Here is a 20213-nt window from a genome sequence, read left to right as displayed (position 1 = left end):
AAGTTACGAATACCGATACTTAATATAGTAGATTCGCAATAAATGATACATATCTATGTTCCTATATAACGTAATAAGAAAGGATGAGCAAGTTGAAGAAGCCTTTAAAAGTAGGTGTCCTAACAAGCCTTTTATTAACACCGACTGCACTTGCAAATGCGCAAGAAGCACAACCGCAAACAGGAGCACAAGCTGAGCAAATAGCTTATGTGAACACCGTAGCTGCAACTGATACGAGAAGTAAAACAATTGAACAATTCGGTAAGCTTTCAGAAACATCAACAGCAAATGACATGGTCATTGCAGATGGAGATGTAAAAGTATTAAGCACTACTGATTTCAATGAAAATGAACGAGCATTTATTGAAGCAAAGTATGAATATGTAGTTGCACAACGAGAGTTCGTTAAGAAATTAACTGATATTGGTAAAAGTATCAATGCATTATCTTATACAAGTAAAACATTTATAGCGGATGTTGCAAAAGTTCAGAAAGACTATGAAACATTTTTAGGATCAGATTCAGATGCCAATTCCTATCTTGCTGTTCAACAAGATTTTAAGGACGCTGTAAATACTGCATTAGAAGCTGAGAATGCAAAGGGCATTGTATCGGCTGTTCGTGGTACCTCTCTCCAATATGGCTACGACGAGTCCGAGCGTAACAATTATTTTAAAAAGAACGGTGCAGATATCGCAAAGCTTGCAAAAATGAATGACGATGCAACTGCGGCGAAAGTAACAACTGCTAAATTAGATGCTTTTGTTAGCGTACTAGAAAATACGTCATCAACTTCTACTCAAATCGCTGAAGCAGCAACTGAAGTAACGACAAGTTACAGCACACTGACAGCTGATCAAAAGAAAATCATTACTGCCTATAATCCAAACAATACAACAGCTACGCCATATAAAAAATATACAGATGTGTTAGCGAACTTATCATCAGCAGATAAAATTGTCGCAAGTATTACGCAACTGATTGCAAAAAAACCCGAGGACTTCCCAAATGCAGCAAGCTTTATTAGTGCTGTAACAGCCATAGAAACAGCATACAATAATTTAAAGGATGCAGATACAAAGCGCTTAGTATCAAATTACAATGACCTTCAGCCATATCAAGCAGCAGTCAATGTTTCTAAGCAAATTACTGCATTACGTATTTCCAACACTGATGCCTATCGTACTGCAGTAACGGCGGCAAAAGCGGAATACGATCAGCTTTCTAAAAAAGACTTTGTGAAAAATGTGACTGATTTACAATTGGCTGAAGCTAATATTGCAGCTGCAAAAGTAATTGAAACACTTATTTCTGACATTGCTACAGCGCCAGATGTAATCACTAAAATTGAAGAAGCGCGTGCAGCCTATAATACGCCTGTAGCACCCGATGGTCAAAAAATCGATGCAGCTAGTGTTAAAAAAATCGTTAACAATTTGGCAGAGTTAACGAGCTGGGAAAGTTCAAATAAAGCAGTGTTAAATGTCATTACCCTTGTTGAAAAACTAGATCCAGCAGCGAAGGATTATACAAAAAAGGCAAAGGCAGCTAACACAGCATACTTAAAATTGGATACATCAAAGCGTGAGTTCGTAAAAAGTTATAAAGCTAATAAATTAAAAGACCAAGTAGATGCGATGAGCCTCATCGATCCTATATTGGCTTTAAATACTTCACGTAAAGATTTCAAAGAAACCGTTGCTGCCTTGAAAGCAGAATATAATAAACTATCACCTGAAGCACAAAAATTAGTAATGAACTACCCAGCTCTATTAACAGCGGAAAGCTACATCACAACAGCTCAGCAGTTTGATGATAAAGTAATAGCGTTAGCTAATGAATCAGATGCTACATTTGTCGCAAAAGTAGTGGAGTTGTCTGCAGAATATAAAGCGATGGACAAAAATGCGAAAAAATTAGTGACGCAATATAAAACATTAACGACGTACGAGAAAAACAATGCCAATGTTGTAAAAGTTATTAATTTAATCGCTGCTTTAAATCCAACGAACAAAGACTATACGAAAAAGGTAGTAGCAGCTCGTAAAGCTTTTAATGCATTGGATACAGCGTCCCAAAAGCGTGTGACAAACTATGAACAGTTAACAGCTGTCGAAGATGTGGCATCTTTAATTGGCTTAATTGAAACATTGAAGCCAACGAGCAAGACATTTTTAAACGATTTAAAAACCGCTCGCGCAAATTATGACGCACTGCCTCAAGAAAAACAGCAAGCAATCATCAACTATGAAAAGCTTGTGACAGCAGAAACAGAGCTAACTTCTGCGAGTACTGTCATTGTTTTAATCGATGCGGCAGTTCCTGGAGAAGAAAATTATTTAACGAAATTAATGAATGCCCGTGTTGCTTATGACAAATTAACAACAGGACAAAAAAAGCTTGTCTCAAACGTAAAGTTATTAACGGATCGTGAAAAACAAGTAAAACCAATATTAAACGTTATGGTGCAAATAGATAACTTAGACCCAAGCTCAAATAGCTTTGTTAGTAAAGTCAATGCAGCACAAAAAGCGTATGAAAAATTGACAAAAGACCAAAAGGCTTATGTCAGCAATATGGCAACGCTGCAAAGCTACGAACCGTTAGCAAAGGTTATAGAATTAATTGGCAAGCTAAAAGCTTCGAGTAAAACGTTCCATACTGATACTGTACAAGCACGCGCATTATATGATGCACTAAGTAAGGAAATGCAACAGTATGTTTCAAACTATAAGCAGTTACAAGCTGCTGAAACAAGTATTTTAGGTGCAGGGAATGTTCAACGAATGATTGAAGAATTACCATATATTGAGCCACATCAATATGTAAAACGCATTGAGGAAATTCGTGCAGCCTATAATGCATTACCTAAAGAGCAACAAATGGCAGTCGAAAATTACAAAGCATTACAAGACCAAGAAAAAATTATTAAGCCAGTTATTAGCGTTATCAATGAGATTGATAAGCTGATGACATCGAAAAATATGGACAGTCAATATCAAAAGATTTTAAAGGCGTATGATAATTTAAATGCTACACAACGCAAATACGTTTATAATGAGCAGTTGCTTCTGTCATTAGATAATGTCATTAAAGTGTACAAGAGTATTGCGGCTTTAAAACCAAGCGATAAAATGTACTTTGGTATGATTGAGTCCGTACGGAAAGATTACGATAGTTTAAATACAACAGATAAACAAAGAGTATCGAATTATTCCATCTTACTAGAAGCAGAGAAAAACATGAGCGAAGTGAAAAAAGTTGTGGAGCTCATCGCTAGCCTTTCTCCAACATCTAGTACGTATATCCAAGATGTAGCGAACGCAGTAGCGGCGTATAAGGCACTGGACTCCAAAGTAAGAGGGCAGGTTATCAATTACGATAAGTTGAAAAATGCTGAAAAAGATATAGCTGCAGTTTTAAAAGTAGTGGATGCTATTGCAGAACTAGATCCTGATGCAAAGACATTTGAAAAGAAAGTCATTGCTGCACAAAAGCTATATAGTTCACTATCACTGGAACAACAAGATTTAGTGTATAACTATCGTATTTTACAAGAGCATATAAAGGAATTAGGGCTGTAATAAAGAATGAAGAGAGGGCATGTCCCTCTTTTCGTTATTTTTTTATAGAGGTCAATCAATGTAAAAGGGGCGAAAGACAATGGAAATAAAGCAAAAATACGCATGGGCGTTTGCTACGGCTTTAGTTGTGGCACCTTGTGTTGCAGTCATTCCTACTCAAGCAGCTGCAATGCCATTTGTAGATATTAAAAAAAGCGATAGTGAGAGGGAGCTATATAATGCAGTTAGCGAACTGTATAGTAAAGGAATCGTATTTGGTACAACGTCTACAACGTTTAGCCCATATCAACAATTAACACGTGGAGAAGCAGCTTATTTTTTAGCGCAAGCACTTCATTTACAAACGAGCAATGTTGAAAATCCTGGCTTTAGTGATGTCCCAACCTCACATCAATATTATGGATCAATTGCAGCGCTTGCAGCTAATGGTATTATCCAAAAAGGTACGCATTATAATCCAAATGCTTCCATTAAACGTAGTCAAATGGCCAAAATGTTGACATTGGGTTTTCATTTAAAACAAGCGACATCATTAACTGCGCCCTTTACAGATTTTACAAAGGATGCTGAAACCGATCGTTATATTCAAACGTTATTAGATTATGGAATTACACAAGGTACAAGCTCTACGACATTCTCACCATATACGGATGTCCGACGTGGTCAAATGGCTTTATTCCTTTATCGCATGTTACAAAAAAATGACGATGACTTATATATTATTGGAGTTGAATAGAGAGACAAACATCACTCTTAGGGAAGGAAGATCTATAGAGTGATTTTTTTAAAATCGTTGTAGGAAAAAACAGGTAATAATGGTATGTTTATATATAAGGCTTATGGGTAAAGAAAATCAATTATCCGATTCTCGATGAGAAGCCGGAACTTATAAAAAACGCACGCCATACATATAAATAGGAGGTAGCTATGTTAAAAAAAGTATCTAGTATTGTCGGAATGTCGCTTATTTTGCTGGCTACTCCATTTGCCTTACCTCTAGCAAATAGCTCAGACGTTGCATTAGCGGCAGAGACGGCAAAGGATGTTTCGCCTTCACATTGGGCGAGAAGCTCGATTCAGCATATGTTAGATAAGCAATATATGACAACGTATCAGGATGGTACGTTTAAGCCAGAGCAAGCGATTACAAGAGCGGAGGCAGCAGCTGCCATAGCCCGTTCTATGCAACTGAAGATGGATGTGCCTGCTGAGCCCAAATTTGTAGATTTACCAGCAGAGCATCCTTATTATAAGGAGATTTGTGCACTAGTAGAATTAGGGATATTGCAAAATGGTGATTGCTTTAACCCCGATGCACCTTTGAAGCGCATGCAAATCGCTAAAATGTTAACGCTTGCATATAAAATTGAGGTAGATTCTCAAAATGATAGTAAGTTTAGTGATATTAATGAAGGCCATTGGGCGAAAGACTATATTGAATCACTTGCAGATGTCGGTATTATTAAAGGGGTCAACGCGAAACAATTTGCACCTAATCTATTAGTAACACGTGCGCAATTTGCCTCCTTAGTGGAACGAAGCTTGGACTTTACAACGGCGCTAAAAAATTATGAAATAGCCTATGACTATTTATCAAAAACTTATATTCCGACAAAAAACTACTCCGCGACAATGGCTAACGATGTGTTAAATTTAGTTAACAACGAAAGACAAAAAAGAAAGCTCCCGTTGCTTACCTATGATGGAGCTTTAACACAAGTCGCCGTTATTAAGGCACAGGATATGGTGAATCGACATTATTTTGAGCACGAATCACCTTACTACGGCATGCCCTGGGATTTAGCTACTTTATTCGATTATCCATATACTAGTTTAGGAGAAAATATAGGTAGAAATATTCCAAGTCCTGAGGCGGCTGTGAAAGCATGGATGGCATCGCCATCTCATCGTGAAAATATTTTGCGAGAACATTATACAAATACTGGGGTAGCGATTGCAGTAGATAGCAAAGGAATTTACTATTGGGTCCAGCTGTTTTCTAGTCAATGACTTGTGAATGGGTAATCGTCTGTGGCAAAACAAAAGACCACACTATGTGGCTACTAAACGAAGCTCTACCAAAAATGGTAGGGCTTTTCTATTGTACTAAGGAGTGGGGTGAATAAATGAATTAAAAGAACAAAGCCACTTGCCTGATTGGTATGTTGAATTAAGAGAGAAGATAAATTGGCAATCACAGTCCAATAGGTCGGGAGTTTGGACATATTATGAAATATTAAATGATTCTTCTGCCGCCACATTTATAGGTAGGCTGAATGCAAAAGAAGAAAATGAAACCCTTATTATGTATATGATGGGGATAAATAAATATAGAGATGAAACCCTAATGGAACATATTGATAAATGGATTTGGAAAAATGAAGAGAGGATTTACGGATATGTAACTGACGTATTTATAAGCAATAAAGATTGGTTTTATCGTATCTAACTCATAAAGAATATGTTAATCGAACTTCTACAGAAAGTGAAAATCGCAAAGTACTTCACAAATGTGGGAATGGTGTTTTTTCCATACTACTCCCCTCAAATTCAAATTTAAAATAACTATTTCTGATAATATTCGACTTCTAATGTCCGTATTTGTTGAACGATTTTTAAAGGAACGGACCTTTTTTTGCTGAATGTATGTATATATTAGAGATGGATGTCATGTCTAATATAGCCGTATAAAGCGTTCCCACCAGCGAATGTAGAATTATAAAGTTAAGGATATTTTCGTGTAAAATTCCAATAACTTAATTTACTTCTGAGAGGTGATGTTATGTTAAATGGTGAAAAGTTAGTACAATCTATAATTATTTTATATGGAGACTTGTTACAAGTAGAAGTCGCTTATTTTAATGCTAAAGGGAAAATTTTAGCAACGGATGAATATAGAAAAAGAAAAGGAGAGCAAGTACATTTACCCTTTTTCCAAAAGTACTATTCTGAGCCATTTCAATACGTGCAGAGACCTGGGAAAATGAAAACATGTTCTGGGTGTAGGTTCCAAAACAATTGTCCTTCCAAAGTAGAAATACTGATGAACTTAGTGAAAGATGATCGGCATTTTGGGTATTTAACATTTGTAAGTTTTACAGATGAAGGTGAAAAGAAATTATCTACTGAACAAAAGAAATACCAATACTGGTTAGCTCGTTTAGGTGAAATTGTTATTAATGTTCTAAATAATGAGGGATCTTATTTATTATTTGAAACAAAAAAAGGATTTGATACAAAATATGTACTCGGGGATGCGCCTTATTTTCAATTTATTAAAACCAAGCTAAATAGCATTGCGAATAGTTCATCGTCTATTGTCATTACCGGAGAAACGGGGACTGGAAAAAGTTTGTTAGCTAATCATATTCATTCAAACAGTATTACGCATAAAGGGAAATTTGTAGAGTTAAACTGTGCTAGTATTCCAGAAACTTTATTTGAAAGTGAATTATTTGGCTATGAGGAAGGGGCATTTACTGGCGCTAGAAGAAAAGGAAAACAAGGATATTTTGAGATTGCAGATAAAGGTACGTTATTCCTTGATGAAATTACGGAATTACCATTGCACCTTCAAGCTAAACTATTATCTGTTTTACAGAATGGTCTTATTTATAGAGTGGGAGCAATTGAACCTAGAAAGGTAAACGTAAGAATTATTGCTGCAACAAATAGACCTTTAGAGGAGATGGTGAAAAGAGGAGAGTTTCGTGCAGATTTATACTATCGATTAAATGTTATTCCTTTAACTTTGCCACCATTAAAAGAAAGAAAAGGTGAAATGGAGTACTTAATTTTTACGTTACTAGAAAAAATTCAACATAAAACAGGTAAATACATTAAGGATTTTACAGACGAATTTTTAGATGAATTGAATGCTTATTATTGGCCAGGCAACATACGAGAATTAGAAAATGTTTTAGAATACAGTATGGTAATGGAAGATTCTTTGCAATTAACGAAAGATAGTTTACCAAGCTATATTATTGAATATAATAGAATGCAAAATACTCACATCAGGCCACCTAAACTGTTAAGAAATATGGAAATGGAATTAATTAACCAAAAACTATCTGAATACGGAAATGATGCTGCAGGTAAGGAACGTCTTGCAGAAGAGTTAGGTATCAGTACAAGGACTCTTTATAGAAAATTAAAAAGTAATTAAGAGGGCAGTTGATTTCAGCTACGGACGGGCGCTCTCCCCGGGTACGTATTGCGCTATTCCCGCAGGGGCGCCGTGGATTTTCCTTTGGCAAGTGGAATTGTTTGAGTGCCTGGCACTCAAGAATAAATGTAAAACTCACCACGCTTTTTGCACAGATAAAAAGAAAAGAGATGCTCATTTGAGCATCTCTTTCTGACTATACAGTTAACCTTTTAATCGGATAACTCGCCGTCACGCACGATATATTATATGTTTAAATAATAACATATATGTTTTAATTAATAAAGAAGAATAAAACTTTAAAAAGGTTAACTCTTCCCTATACTGAGCCATTTAGAAAGTTTATTTTCTCCCATTCTTTCGAATATTTTTATCATTATCTGTCTTTCTCTTTTTGAATTACATCTTTTATAATAAAAATCATTAATTAATTTCCTTATATTTTTTAAATCTTCGAATTGCGAAATAACTAGCAAAGTATCATAAAGCTTTAATTCATAATAAGTAGGTAATCCTCGGATATTAGTTTTTGTTCTTAATCCTAAATCATTAAGCATACCTGCATCTATTCTTATATTATTTGCCGTACGGTATCTATTAACTAGTTGGTAATGTGCACAAGTATTACGTAAGTCAATAAAAATCCTTATTGAATTAATAAACTTTTGTTTATCTATGTACTTCATTCCCATATCTTCAATGACTTTTTCAAATAGATCCTTTTCAAATCCTAATAAAAGTTTGAATACAGCACCAAATTCAAGGACTTTAATTATCATCCAAAAAGGTGGAGAATTATAAGTAGACAAAAAAAGTGTATTTTGCCTTGCTGAATTCAATAAAGTTTCTATACTTAATACCGTTATACCAAATGTTAGTTTTAAATAATTTGTGGTTCGTAATAGGTTTAGCAATATCGCTAGGTAAACTTAAATGATTATTTGCTGGATTTGTGTAATTGCTCAATTCAATGTAACATTCTGCATCGGCAGCAGTTAGAAAATATTTTTCGCAAAATCTGTATGCCATTGATGTTTTTAAGCGAGTTTCAAATTTATCCAAAAGCTTAATAAGCTCAATGTTCAATTTTTTATCAAAATCATACAACAATAAAAAATCTTCAAAGTAATAACCATCATATTCTTTATCTACAGCTTTAGAGTCCTTTAATAATAGTGTTTCAAAGCCATTAATTAAATCAAAATAATTCTTTTCTAGTAAATGAAGTTTAGCCTTTTGTTCGTCTCTAATGATTAATTTTCTTTCTTTTAATAAAGCAATCTGTTCATCTAAAGATTTAAAAGTTTTAGTTACATGTAATCGGTTGCTCATTTCATCGCCCCCTATATTCTCTCTATACTAATAAACTATTCATTTTCTTAGATTTTTATTCTACATTTATATATAAATTTCTATTTTATTTTCAATTTTATTGTTTTATTTTGTAGATTGTTGCACTTGAAACTCCTGTATAATTGCCGAATACCATTTCGTTTTTCTTCAACCATCCAAGACAACGATTAAGTACAATTTCTCTTACTAGTTTTCCTATGCTCTCTAAGTTTAAATACTTTCTTGTATTTAATATAAACAACAAATAAATCACAAAAACGTAACTTTGATTAAATTCATGGTAAACTGGGAGTCGAAATTTTTGATGATTCTTTTTTTGTGAAAATTCGATTGCAACTAAAATGCTCTAACACCTTAATTTTTTTATCTAAATTTTGCTCGTTTGAACTAACTCGTCCATCTACCCAATTACCAATTGTTATCTAAAATCATATATTTTTTTATGCTTATTTTACCAGAAAGCTAAATCATTAATGATTTTATTCTAAAAGCGCAATATTCTTTTAGAAAACAGTCTTTTTCATTTAAATGCTTTTTTCTACTTCTCTACAAACTCTTCTATATTTATAGTTCCGTTGTTTCCTTCATAACAAAACTTCATACATATGTTTTCATCTGTCGTTACAATAGCAACTTTTTAATAACTAAAGTTACTAGTTCCAGTATTTATCACTACAAGTAAACGCCTTTCCTAATTATCAACTCAAAAAAATTTAATATGACAAAAACGGCATTTGAAATGACAGCCGTGTCAAAAAATAATGATTTTATTATTTATGAATCTCGTAAAATCAGCTTTTTAAACTTGGCATGATTTTTGCATTATATAAATTGAGAAACAAAAAAAGGGGGTACATTTATTTGCTAGATTACTTTGAATTAGGTGGGAAGATTGCGGTAGTAACAGGGGGAGCTTCAGGAATAGGTCTTGCAACCGCTAAATTACTAAGTGAGGTGGGGACTAAAACAATCATTCTTGATATCGATCAGCAGAAAGGCAAAGAAACAGAAGAAACGCTGCGGGCTGCAGGTTTAGATATTGAGTTTGTAAAGTGTGATGTAACGAACTCACAAGATTGCCAGCGTGTGGCGCAGTTAATAGAAGAAAAGCATGGAAAAGTCGATGTGCTCTTTAATAATGCAGGCATTATTCGTAGAAAAACAGTGGTGGACTTAGAAGAATCTGATTGGGATGCGGTAATTAATGTTTCTTTAAAAGGAGTTTATCTTCTTTCAAAATATTTAATTCCCCTTATGCGAAACCATGGCGGCGGCAGCAGTATTATCAATACCGGATCTGGCTGGGGTCTAAAAGGTGGAGACAAAGCGGCATCTTACTGCGCTGCGAAAGCAGGGGTTGTAAATTTAACAAAGGCTATGGCTATCGACCATGGATCAGAGAACATTCGCGTAAATTGTATTTGCCCTGGAGATACAGATACGCCGCTACTTCGGGGAGAGGCAAAACAATTAAATATAGAAGAATCTAGTTTTCTTCGTAGTTCAGCGGTTGATAGACCATTGGCAAGGTTGGGAACACCTGAAGATATTGCGAAGGGGGTACTATTTCTTGCAAGTGGTTTATCTGCTTGGGTTACAGGAACTACATTAACCGTTGATGGTGGCGGCTTAGCATAAAAAATTATAGGAGGTATTTTATATGAGTAAAAAAGTTCATCCATACATTCCAAATATGGTACCTGAAGTAAAACAAGAAATGTTAGACGAAATTGGTGTGCATTCTATTAAAGAACTCTATTCTTGCATTCCTGACGACTTACAGTATAAAGGAACAATGAATATCCCGAAAGCTTTAAATGAATTGGAACTACGACGACATATTGAAAGTTTATTAAATAAAAATATAAGTACGAATGAATATCTTAACTTTTTAGGGGCTGGTTGTTGGCAACATTTTATTCCGGCAGTATGTGATGAGGTCAATCAAAGAGCTGAATTTTTAACTGCTTACGCGGGTGAACCATACGAAGATCATGGACGTTTCCAAGCTTTATTTGAATACCAAAGTCTTATGGCAGAGCTTGTCGATATGGAAGTAGTGAATGTGCCAACATTTGATTGGGCACAGGCGGCAGCTACATCAATTCGTATGGCTAGTCGTATTACTAAACGTACGAAAGTTTTACTTGCTAGTACAGTTTCACCTGAGAGAAAAAAGATTATTACAAACTATGGAACACCTCAATTAGCATTTGAAGATGTGCATTTTAATCTTAATACAGGATTAATGGATTTAGCAGATTTAGAAAGGAAATTATCTAATGATGTTGCGGTGATTTATTTCGAAAATCCATCCTATTTAGGATTTATTGAATCACAAGGGCAAGAAATTTCAAATCTTGCAAAAAAATACGGTGCAATAATCGTAGTTGGGGTTGATCCAATTTCACTTGGAATACTGGCACCACCAAGTCAATATGGAGCTGATATTGTATGTGGAGACCTTCAACCACTAGGTATGCATATGAATTTTAGTGGAGGGCAAGCAGGTTTTATTGCGACACATAATGATCCGAAATTCGTTAATGAGTACCCATCGCGATTATTTGGCATTATTCCGACTATAAAACAAGGAGAGTATGGTTTTGGTGATATTGCATATGACCGTACATCTTTTGCAGATAGAGAAAACGGTAAAGAATCTGTCGGTACACAAACAGCTCTATGGGGCATTACAGCAGGTGTTTATTTATCGTTAATGGGACCAAACGGTATGTATGATTTAGGTCAAGCAATCATGCAAAATAGTCAGTACGCAGTAATGCAACTTAATAAAATTCAGAACATTAGAGGTTCGAGAATTACGTCGCCATTTTTCAAGGAATTTATTATCGACTTTAATGATACAGGGTTAACAGTAGAAGAAATCAATGCACAATTATTAGAGCACAAGATTTTTGGAGGGAAGGATCTATCGAAAGAGTTTCCTCAATATGGTCAGTCGGCACTTTATTGTGTAACTGAAGTGCATACGAAAGAAGATATCGACAAACTAGTAAGTGTTTTATCAAAAATTGTGACGAAATAATGAGGTAGAAAGGAGTATTAGCATGTTAAAAATTCAAAGACAGTCCGTCAATATAGATTTTCATCAAGCTAAGTGGAATGAGCCTATTATTTTCGAGCTACATCAACCAGGTGAAGTTGGAGTCGAAGTACCGCAGGCTTCACAAGAAGTTGTAGATGTAGTGGGCGATGGCGTTTCAGTTCTACCGCAAAATATAAAGCGAGCAAGTAAGCCGAACTTACCAGAAATCGGCCAAGCCCGTATATTACGCCATTATGTTCGTCTTTCACAAGAAACATTAGGGTCGGATTTTAATGTTGAAATTGGTCAAGGTACTTGTACGATGAAGTACATTCCGAAAATTAACGAGTTACTAATTCGTAATTCTAAAATAATGGAACTACATCCTCTGCAAGATGTTCGTACTGTACAAGGAATGTTAGAAATCATTCATAACATGGATTTAGCAATGCGTGACATTTCAGGTATGGATGCATTTTCATTCCAACCGAGTGGTGGCACACAAGCACTATTTGCGATGGCATCGATTGTACGTAAGTATTTTGAAGTTAAAGGTGAGGCAGATCAACGTAATGAAATTATTACAACCATTTTCTCTCATCCATCTCAAGCAGCAACGGCAGTTGTGAAGGGATATAAAATTATTACTTTACATCCAGACGAAAATGGATTCCCTAATATTGAAAAGTTAAAAGAAGTTGTATCCGAACGAACAGCTGGCTTTGTTGTAGCCAACCCAGAAGATACAGGAATTTACAATTCGAAAATTAAAGAATTTACAAAGATTGTACATGATGCAGGTGGTATTTGTTACTACGATCAAGCGAATGCAAACGGTTTATTAGGAATTACACGTGCTAAAGAGGCAGGCTTCGATATGTGTTTCTTTAATTTACACAAAACATTCGCAGCGCCACATATGTGCGGGGGACCAGCAACAGGTGCATTAGGTGTAACAGCGGAATTAAAACCGTATTTACCAGGACCGATTGTTGAAAAAAATGGTAATCAATATGTATTAAATGATCAATTAGAGCATTCAATTGGGAAAGTACGCGCTTTCCACGGCGTAGCACAAACTATTTTACGTTCTTATGCATGGATTCGAGCATTAGGACAAGAAGGACTTAAAGCAGTGGCAGAAACAGCTGTGTTAAATAATAACTATTTATACAGTAAAGTATCGAAAATTCGAGGCGCAAGTGTACCTTATGTACAAGGGCAACGCCTGGAACAGGTTCGTTATAGTTGGGAGCAGTTGGAGAAAGAAACAGGTGTTACAACAGAGGATGTACAGCGTCGTATGACAGACTTTGGTTTGCATTACTGGACAAGTCATCATCCATACATTGTGCCACAACCATTCACACTAGAACCAACAGAATCCTATTCTAAAGCAGACTTAGATGAATATATCCAGGCACTTGAACAAATTTCGAAGGAAGCATATGAAAATCCAGAAGTAGTGAAAAATGCACCGCAAAATAGTACCATTCATCAATTAATCGAAGCAGATTATTTAGATAATCCTGCTAAATGGTGTACTTCGTGGCGGGTATATCAAGAAAAGGTGAAAAATGAAGCGGAATTAACAAGTTATAACCGTTAGGGGGTAATTTGATGACAACAAGGCATAGTAGTTTAAAAAAGAAGAGAGTAGTCATTACAGGAGGAGCAAGTGGTATAGGATTAGCCACAGCACAACGCTTTGTCGAAGAAGGTTCTGTCGTCGCTATTTTAGATATTAATGAAGAAAGTATTGAAAAGTCTATAAAAGAAAACAAAGGAATTGCGAAAGGATATGTAGTGGATGTTAGTAACCCTGCAAGTGTAAACGCTGTCTTTAAAAAAATTAAAGAGGATTTAGGGGGAGTGGACGTTTTTATAGCGAATGCAGGTATTAGCGTTCGCTCTAAATTCCTTGATATTAATCCAGAACAATGGAATAAGGTTTTAAACATTAATTTAAATGGTGTGTTTTATACATCTCAAGCCGCTGCAAAAATCATGGTTGAACAGGGGAAAGGCGTTATACTCATGACAGCCTCTACAAATGGTGTTACGGGACATCCATTCTATGCAGACTATAACGCTTCAAAAGCAGGCGTTAATCTTTTAGCAAAAACGATGGCATTAGAATTGGCTCCGATCATTCGAGTGAACACAATATGTCCAGGGTATGTATTAACACCGATGCAAATGGCTGAGTATACTCCTGAAATGTTAGAGGTTGTAAATGAAGGTATTCCTTTAAAACGGCATGCAGATCCAAAAGAAATAGGGGCGTTGTATGCCTTCCTTGCTTCAGATGAATCTGCTTATATTACAGGGCAAACAATTGCCATTGATGGTGGAGAATTAGCTTAATCATAAAACGAGGGGGATTGGTATTTTATGAAGAAAAGTCTATTCTATTTTTTATTGGTGTTAGTTGCTTCATTGATGGTCGCGTGCTCTGAAAAAGATTCGAATGAAAAAATTGAAACTTCTGCAAGTAGTGAGGGACAAGAAAATAGCACAACATCTGATATGAAATTAGTGAATGATGGGAAGTTAACATTTGCAATGAGTGGCTTACTAAAGCCATTAAATTATAAGGAAAATGAAAAATTAGTTGGTTTTGATGTAGAAATTGGCAATGAGATTGCAAAGAGAATTGGCCTTGAACCCAATCCTGTTACAAATCCATGGGAAACGATCCTCCAAGGGTTACGTGGAGAGAAATATGATGCAATTATAGGGAGTATGACAGCTACTGAGGAGAGAGCAAAACAGGTTGATTTCTCAGATCCATATTATATTTCGGGCGCCACAGTATTTATTTCAAGTAAAAATAAAGATATCAAATCGTTAGATGACTTAAAGGGAAAGACAATCGGTGTTATGCAAGCTAGTACTTATGTTGAAGATGCAAAAAAATATACAGATAAAATTAAAGAATTTCCTAGTGAGATATATGCATTACAAGACCTTCCTCCAGGACGTTTAGACGCAGTAATTACAGATAAAATTGTAGGGATTTCCGCGATGAAAGAATCAGGTTTAGAAATTCAAACAGTAGGAGAAGAAATCAAAAGAGAAGAAATTGCAGTAGCTATTAAAAAGGACAATCAAGTGTTATTAGAAGCAATTAATAAAGCAATTGCAGATATGGTTGCAGACGGAACGTATAAAGAAATAAGTACAAAATGGTTTGGCAAAGATCTATTAGAGTAAACCAATCCTAAATTATTTTACCTAGTATTATAGATTAATTCTAGGTAAAATAATTTGAATATTCAAATATATTAATCTTCTATACCAATACACTTAAAGAGGTTAGGTGATTTATATGGAGTTTTTAACGAATATAGCATCGATCTTCCAAAAACATGGCATTGAATTTTTAAAAGCAACTATTTTAACAGTTGAGTTAACAGTAGTTTCTTTATTAATTGCTTGTGTTATTGGTCTGATTTTTGCCTTCTTCAAGGTTTCGAATATCAAGATATTAGAGAAGATAGCAAACGCTTATATTTTTATTATTCGTGGTATGCCACTTATCGTACAACTTATGTTCCTATACTACGGTATTTCTAGTATTTTTGTTCTTTCCGATTTTGCAGCAGGTGCTATTGCACTTGGAATTCATTCTGGGGCCTATATTGCAGAAATCTTTCGGGGATCTATTCAATCAATCGATAAAGGACAGATGGAAGCTGGCCGCTCATTAGGAATGACGTATTTTAAAACAATGAGACGAATTATTTTACCACAGAGCTTTAAGCGAGCTATACCTTCATTGGCTAATCAATTCATTATTGGATTAAAAGACTCTTCTCTAGTAGCCTATATCGCGGTTTCAGAATTATTTAACCATGCATTATCGGCTCAAGCGTATAACTACATGCCTTTAGAAACCTACTTTGTCGTAGGCGTATATTACTTGATTTTAGTTCTAATATTCACACTGTTGTTCAATAAACTGGAAAGCAGAATGGATGTTGGAAAGGAGAAAAAGCATGATAAAGTTGAAGTCGCTTTCTAAATCATTCGGTAAATTGAAAGTTTTAAAAGACATTAACCTTGAGATAAATAAATCAGAAGTAGTTGTTTTAATTGGAGCAAGTGGTTCGGGAAAAAGTACGTTGTTACGTTGTATGAATTTTTTAGAGTTATTAGATGAGGGTACTATAAGTATTAACGATGAGATTATTGATATAGAAAAAACAAACTTAAATAAAGTCAGAGAAAATATGGGCATGGTATTTCAACACTTCAATTTATTTCCGCATTTAAGCGTTTTACAAAACATAACTGAAGCACCCATACAGGTGAAAAAGCAAAGTAAAGATGAAGCGAATAAAAAAGCAATGGAGTTATTAACGAGAGTTGGGCTCGCTGATAAAGCTAACTATTATCCTGAACAGTTATCTGGGGGGCAAAAGCAACGGGTTGCTATTGCAAGAGCACTTGCGATGAACCCAAACGTTATGCTGTTTGATGAACCAACATCGGCGTTAGATCCTGAATTAGTTGGCGAAGTATTAGAAACAATGAAAAGTTTAGCAAGAGATGGTATGACAATGGTCATTGTAACGCATGAAATGGGCTTTGCAAGAGAGGTTGCGGATAGAGTAATTATGCTAGCAGATGGAAAAATAATTGAAGAAGGCCCTCCTTCAGAATTTTTTAAAACGCCAAAGGAAGAGAGAACAGCAAAGTTTTTACAGCAAGTTTTATAATCATTATTTTAAGTTAGGGGTTGTTATGAATGTTAAAAACGTATGATGAAGTTTTAAAAGTGACGAATGATCTTGTAAATATTGAAAGTATCGTAAATACCGAAGGCGAAATTGATATTTCAAAATCACTTGCTAAAACAATTACTAACCTTCCTTACTTTCAAAAAAATCCAGACTATGTGTTTACTTCACAAACGGTCGATGATGAGATTGAGCGATATAACGTTTTTGCTTTTGTAAGAGGGACAAAAGGAAGTAGCGCTAAAACAGTCGTATTAATGGGCCATACCGATACGGTAGGAATAGATGATTATAATAGCTTGAAAGAGAAAGCATGTTTTCCGAATCATCTTCAAGAAGCATTGAAAAACGAAAAGGTTCCTCCGTTAGTTAAGGAGCATTTAGAATCAAATGAATGGTTATTTGGCAGAGGAACATTAGATATGAAAAGCGGTGTGGCAAGTAATTACTATCTATTAAAGTATTATTCAGAGCATCCTGAAGAATTAAAAGGAAATATTGTGTTTTTTGCTGAGTGTGACGAGGAAGATAGCTCGCACGGGGTATTGTCAGGTTTAAATGATTTAAAAAAACTTAGAGAAGCGTATGGATTTGAATATGAGGCGTTAATCAATTCTGATTTTGTAGCGCCTAGGTATGAAGGCGATGAAAATAGATATATTTATAAAGGTAGTGTCGGGAAGCTACTTCCTTCATTTTATATAACTGGTGCTGAAAGTCATGTGGGGTCTAGCTTTGAAGGACTTGATCCTAACTATATCGCAGCAGAGTTAACTAGACAAATTGCATATAATCCTGAGCTATGCGATAAATCGTTAGGCGAAACGCCTATGCCACCAGTAACATTGAAGCAAACAGATTTTAAAGAAACGTATACTGTTCAAACAGCACTTGCTTCATATGTATATTATAATTTTTTTGTGCAATCATGGTCCCCTAAAGATGTTCTTGAAAAGCTAAAAAATCAAGCAGAAATTGCTTTTAATAATGTAGTTGATAACTTAAATAGTCATTATAAGAGATATTGTGAAATTAGTGAACAGGAGTATACCAAATTACCTTGGGAAACGAGAGTATTACTTTATGAAGAACTAGAGCAATCAATTATTTCGCAATCTGGTGAACGTTATAAAGAGCATATGAAGCAATTTAAAGAAGACCTATTAAAAAATAAAGAATTAGATGTACGTATGTTTTCTGCGAAAGTCGTAGAAGAAACATGGAAATGGGCAAAGGATAAGCGCCCTGCTATTATTATTTTTTATTCTTCACTTTATTCACCACGTGTAGAGGTGACTGGAAAAGATCAAAAAGAAAAAAATCTACTATTAGCTTTAGATTATGCTATCGAAAAAGTTCAACCACATTATAATAAGCCAATTGTACAAAGAAATTATTTCCCTTATATTTGTGACATGAGTTGTGTAGCGATACATGACGATGAAGATAGCATTCAATCCGTTATGAACAATAATCCAAGCTGGGGAACAAAACATTTTGTCGATTATAATGCTATTAAGGATTTAAATATTCCAGCAATTAATATTGGACCGTATGGTTATGATGCACATAACAGATACGAAAGAACTGAATTAAAATATACAATGGAAATTATGCCTAATATAACGAAACATGTAATAGATAAACTACTTAATTAATGTCTACAGTTATAACCGTTGATATTGCATTTAGAAGAGCTTTCAGACTATAGACAAACTCGAACAATTTCAAGTTTGTCTATAGTCTTATTAAATTGTGTGAAAATTGTTTGAGTGCCTGGCACATAAAGGTTGTGATTTTGAAGACTATTTATTCTATATATTATAAGAATAGGGGGGGATGAAGAATGGCAATATACTTCTAAAAGAAGTTGTGGAAATAATCTATGTCAACGAGTAAGAGTAAAACGTTAAAATAATTATTAGATGGGGAAACTAGGTTAAAGTACAAATAGTTTTTTTTTGAAAAAAGAACGTACACTCTTTTTTTTTTACTCAAAATAAGAACATATGCTCTGTTTTTTATTAGAGAGTGAATGTATGCTTCTTCCAAAGGAGTGCTTGAGGTGTTGGAAAATAAATGGGATAAAGAAAGAATAAAAAAATTTGAAGATGAAAATCGACAGCTATTAAAAAATGAGTTGGTAATATCCTTTTTGAAAATACCAATTCACAAAGAAAAGTACATGGAAACAATATCAAACCCTAATCAAGAGAATATGGAAGAATTAGACATATTTTTTAAACATTTCTATTTCAAAATCCGCTTTATTTCTCATATTTCTGCAACTCTAAAGTTTAATTCAATCAATTTCGACAAAAGATTGAGGCTTATACAATCCAGATTTTCTCTTACTTTAGATGACACCATTAATACTAGTGAAGGACAAGAAACATTTCTCGATTTAGTAGCTGACGAACAAGCAGAATACCATTTTAGTGACATAATTTTAAATGATGATTTAGGTGAATATGTAATATGCCCAATATTGTATGATGCATTAAATTTGTTGACTAAAAAGCAGAAGGAGATCATTAGTCTAGCTTATGCAGAAGGATTGAGCGATACGGAAATTGGACAAAGATTAAATAAAACGCAGCAAGCTGTCTCTAAAACCCATAAGAAAGCTTTGGAAAATATGTTGATTTACATTGAAAGGCAAAAGAATAATGGGGAAAAAAGGGGGATTTCTGATGATAACAGAACCATCTGATTGGATTATAATAATCGGAAATTTTGGATTTCCGATTGCAATGACATTTTATCTATTTATTAGATTTGAAAAAAAATTAGAAAATCTTGAATTAAGTATTAATAAGTTATCGGAACTTATAAAAAATTCAAGAAGGGACTGAAGGTAGATGTCACAGGAATTAATTGCCCTAGTAAAAAAATCGAAACACGATGATAAAGCTTTATTGACTGTAATAAATTATTTTGAGCCTATATTGAAACAGTGCCTTTATCAAACTCATCCACATTTTAGAGAGGATTTACGTCAAGATTTACTTATTAAACTCATCCAATCTATAAGAAAATATGATGTCAATTCCGTCCCAGGATTTTGGGATTTGAAGAAACGATATAATGACCAATAAAATTAGGATGATTACAATTAGTTCTAAAGCGGTCAAATGGGTATAAACTTTTGATCGTTTTAGTTCTAAACGGTTGTTTGCATCTTTAATAAATAAAACTTCGGTGGCATTGCCAAATAGTAAGGAACCGGTTTGTCCTCGGTTCAAATCCGAGTGCCCCCTAAAATTGTTGAAAATTGTTTGAGTGCCTGGCACTTTAAAGCACGCTCTATTGTA

Annotated in this window: 18 protein-coding genes; 16 read left to right on the top strand and 2 right to left on the bottom strand. The window is 34.7% G+C overall.

The window, feature by feature from the left end:
- Positions 1-92 precede the first annotated feature (92 nt).
- From ACQKNX_RS15960 to ACQKNX_RS15940, 5 genes are all read left to right on the top strand, one after another.
- The gene (locus ACQKNX_RS15960) at positions 93-3584 is read left to right on the top strand and encodes a hypothetical protein (RefSeq protein WP_427429732.1); all 3492 of its coding nucleotides are present in this window, start codon (positions 93-95) and stop codon (positions 3582-3584) included.
- 79 nt (positions 3585-3663) lie between these two features.
- The gene (locus tag ACQKNX_RS15955; RefSeq protein WP_427429731.1) at positions 3664-4320 is read left to right on the top strand and encodes an S-layer homology domain-containing protein; all 657 of its coding nucleotides are present in this window, start codon (positions 3664-3666) and stop codon (positions 4318-4320) included.
- Between the two features lie 191 nt (positions 4321-4511).
- Positions 4512-5594: an S-layer homology domain-containing protein gene (locus tag ACQKNX_RS15950; RefSeq protein ID WP_427429730.1), complete on the top strand. Its 1083-nt coding sequence runs from the start codon at positions 4512-4514 to the stop codon at positions 5592-5594.
- 139 nt (positions 5595-5733) lie between these two features.
- Entirely contained in the window at positions 5734-6033 is a 300-nt protein-coding gene (locus tag ACQKNX_RS15945) for a hypothetical protein (RefSeq protein ID WP_427429729.1), read from the top strand.
- 333 nt (positions 6034-6366) lie between these two features.
- Positions 6367-7752, top strand: a complete 1386-nt coding sequence (locus tag ACQKNX_RS15940; RefSeq protein WP_427429728.1) for a sigma-54 interaction domain-containing protein — start codon at positions 6367-6369, stop codon at positions 7750-7752.
- Between the two features lie 308 nt (positions 7753-8060).
- On the opposite strand, the gene ACQKNX_RS15935 is transcribed toward ACQKNX_RS15940, so the two are convergent.
- On the bottom strand, positions 8061-8561 hold the full coding sequence (locus tag ACQKNX_RS15935; RefSeq protein WP_427429727.1) for an Abi family protein: 501 nt from the start codon (positions 8559-8561) through the stop codon (positions 8061-8063).
- Positions 8548-9084 (bottom strand): Abi family protein, encoded by a 537-nt coding sequence (locus ACQKNX_RS15930; protein WP_427429726.1) that lies wholly within the window; start codon positions 9082-9084, stop codon positions 8548-8550. Before ACQKNX_RS15930 ends, ACQKNX_RS15935 begins: the two co-directional genes overlap by 14 nt.
- Before the next feature lie 882 nt (positions 9085-9966).
- Here ACQKNX_RS15930 and ACQKNX_RS15925 point away from each other — a divergent pair.
- From ACQKNX_RS15925 to ACQKNX_RS15875, 11 genes are all read left to right on the top strand, one after another.
- Positions 9967-10743, top strand: a complete 777-nt coding sequence (locus ACQKNX_RS15925; RefSeq protein ID WP_427429725.1) for an SDR family NAD(P)-dependent oxidoreductase — start codon at positions 9967-9969, stop codon at positions 10741-10743.
- A 22-nt stretch (positions 10744-10765) separates the two neighbouring features.
- A complete protein-coding gene (gcvPA, locus tag ACQKNX_RS15920) occupies positions 10766-12154 on the top strand; it encodes an aminomethyl-transferring glycine dehydrogenase subunit GcvPA (protein ID WP_427429724.1) in 1389 nt (462 codons plus the stop codon).
- A gap of 22 nt (positions 12155-12176) precedes the next feature.
- Entirely contained in the window at positions 12177-13763 is a 1587-nt protein-coding gene (gene gcvPB, locus ACQKNX_RS15915) for an aminomethyl-transferring glycine dehydrogenase subunit GcvPB (protein ID WP_427429723.1), read from the top strand.
- 11 nt (positions 13764-13774) lie between these two features.
- A complete protein-coding gene (locus tag ACQKNX_RS15910; RefSeq protein ID WP_340820924.1) occupies positions 13775-14521 on the top strand; it encodes an SDR family NAD(P)-dependent oxidoreductase in 747 nt (248 codons plus the stop codon).
- A 27-nt stretch (positions 14522-14548) separates the two neighbouring features.
- On the top strand, positions 14549-15370 hold the full coding sequence (locus ACQKNX_RS15905; RefSeq protein WP_427429722.1) for a transporter substrate-binding domain-containing protein: 822 nt from the start codon (positions 14549-14551) through the stop codon (positions 15368-15370).
- 115 nt (positions 15371-15485) lie between these two features.
- Positions 15486-16181 carry an amino acid ABC transporter permease gene (locus tag ACQKNX_RS15900; RefSeq protein WP_340820922.1) on the top strand — a complete coding sequence of 232 codons (696 nt, stop codon included), beginning with the start codon at positions 15486-15488 and terminating at the stop codon, positions 16179-16181.
- Entirely contained in the window at positions 16156-16878 is a 723-nt protein-coding gene (locus ACQKNX_RS15895) for an amino acid ABC transporter ATP-binding protein (RefSeq protein ID WP_403058106.1), read from the top strand. Before ACQKNX_RS15900 ends, ACQKNX_RS15895 begins: the two co-directional genes overlap by 26 nt.
- 29 nt (positions 16879-16907) lie before the next feature.
- Entirely contained in the window at positions 16908-18557 is a 1650-nt protein-coding gene (locus ACQKNX_RS15890; RefSeq protein ID WP_427429721.1) for a M20/M25/M40 family metallo-hydrolase, read from the top strand.
- A 410-nt stretch (positions 18558-18967) separates the two neighbouring features.
- Entirely contained in the window at positions 18968-19612 is a 645-nt protein-coding gene (locus ACQKNX_RS15885; protein ID WP_427429720.1) for a sigma factor-like helix-turn-helix DNA-binding protein, read from the top strand.
- The gene (locus tag ACQKNX_RS15880; protein ID WP_427429719.1) at positions 19593-19754 is read left to right on the top strand and encodes a YvrJ family protein; all 162 of its coding nucleotides are present in this window, start codon (positions 19593-19595) and stop codon (positions 19752-19754) included. The genes ACQKNX_RS15885 and ACQKNX_RS15880 overlap by 20 nt, the downstream gene beginning before the upstream one ends.
- A gap of 6 nt (positions 19755-19760) precedes the next feature.
- Positions 19761-19997 carry a helix-turn-helix domain-containing protein gene (locus tag ACQKNX_RS15875; RefSeq protein ID WP_427429718.1) on the top strand — a complete coding sequence of 79 codons (237 nt, stop codon included), beginning with the start codon at positions 19761-19763 and terminating at the stop codon, positions 19995-19997.
- Positions 19998-20213: the final 216 nt, after the last annotated feature.

The sequence above is a fragment of the Lysinibacillus sp. NPDC093712 genome, from assembly GCF_050280025.1.
Taxonomy (GTDB): Bacteria; Bacillota; Bacilli; order Bacillales_A; family Planococcaceae; genus Lysinibacillus.
This window is presented reverse-complemented; position numbering and strand designations above follow the sequence as displayed.

Coding starts and splice junctions, on each gene's coding strand:
- ACQKNX_RS15955 (WP_427429731.1), top strand. CDS start 3,664: ATGGAAATAAAGCAAAAATACGCATGGGCGTTTGCTACGGCTTTAGTT.
- ACQKNX_RS15950 (WP_427429730.1), top strand. CDS start 4,512: ATGTTAAAAAAAGTATCTAGTATTGTCGGAATGTCGCTTATTTTGCTG.
- ACQKNX_RS15940 (WP_427429728.1), top strand. CDS start 6,367: ATGTTAAATGGTGAAAAGTTAGTACAATCTATAATTATTTTATATGGA.
- ACQKNX_RS15930 (WP_427429726.1), bottom strand. CDS start 9,084: ATGAGCAACCGATTACATGTAACTAAAACTTTTAAATCTTTAGATGAA.
- gcvPA (WP_427429724.1), top strand. CDS start 10,766: ATGAGTAAAAAAGTTCATCCATACATTCCAAATATGGTACCTGAAGTA.
- gcvPB (WP_427429723.1), top strand. CDS start 12,177: ATGTTAAAAATTCAAAGACAGTCCGTCAATATAGATTTTCATCAAGCT.
- ACQKNX_RS15910 (WP_340820924.1), top strand. CDS start 13,775: ATGACAACAAGGCATAGTAGTTTAAAAAAGAAGAGAGTAGTCATTACA.
- ACQKNX_RS15905 (WP_427429722.1), top strand. CDS start 14,549: ATGAAGAAAAGTCTATTCTATTTTTTATTGGTGTTAGTTGCTTCATTG.
- ACQKNX_RS15900 (WP_340820922.1), top strand. CDS start 15,486: ATGGAGTTTTTAACGAATATAGCATCGATCTTCCAAAAACATGGCATT.
- ACQKNX_RS15895 (WP_403058106.1), top strand. CDS start 16,156: ATGATAAAGTTGAAGTCGCTTTCTAAATCATTCGGTAAATTGAAAGTT.
- ACQKNX_RS15890 (WP_427429721.1), top strand. CDS start 16,908: ATGTTAAAAACGTATGATGAAGTTTTAAAAGTGACGAATGATCTTGTA.
- ACQKNX_RS15880 (WP_427429719.1), top strand. CDS start 19,593: ATGATAACAGAACCATCTGATTGGATTATAATAATCGGAAATTTTGGA.
- ACQKNX_RS15875 (WP_427429718.1), top strand. CDS start 19,761: ATGTCACAGGAATTAATTGCCCTAGTAAAAAAATCGAAACACGATGAT.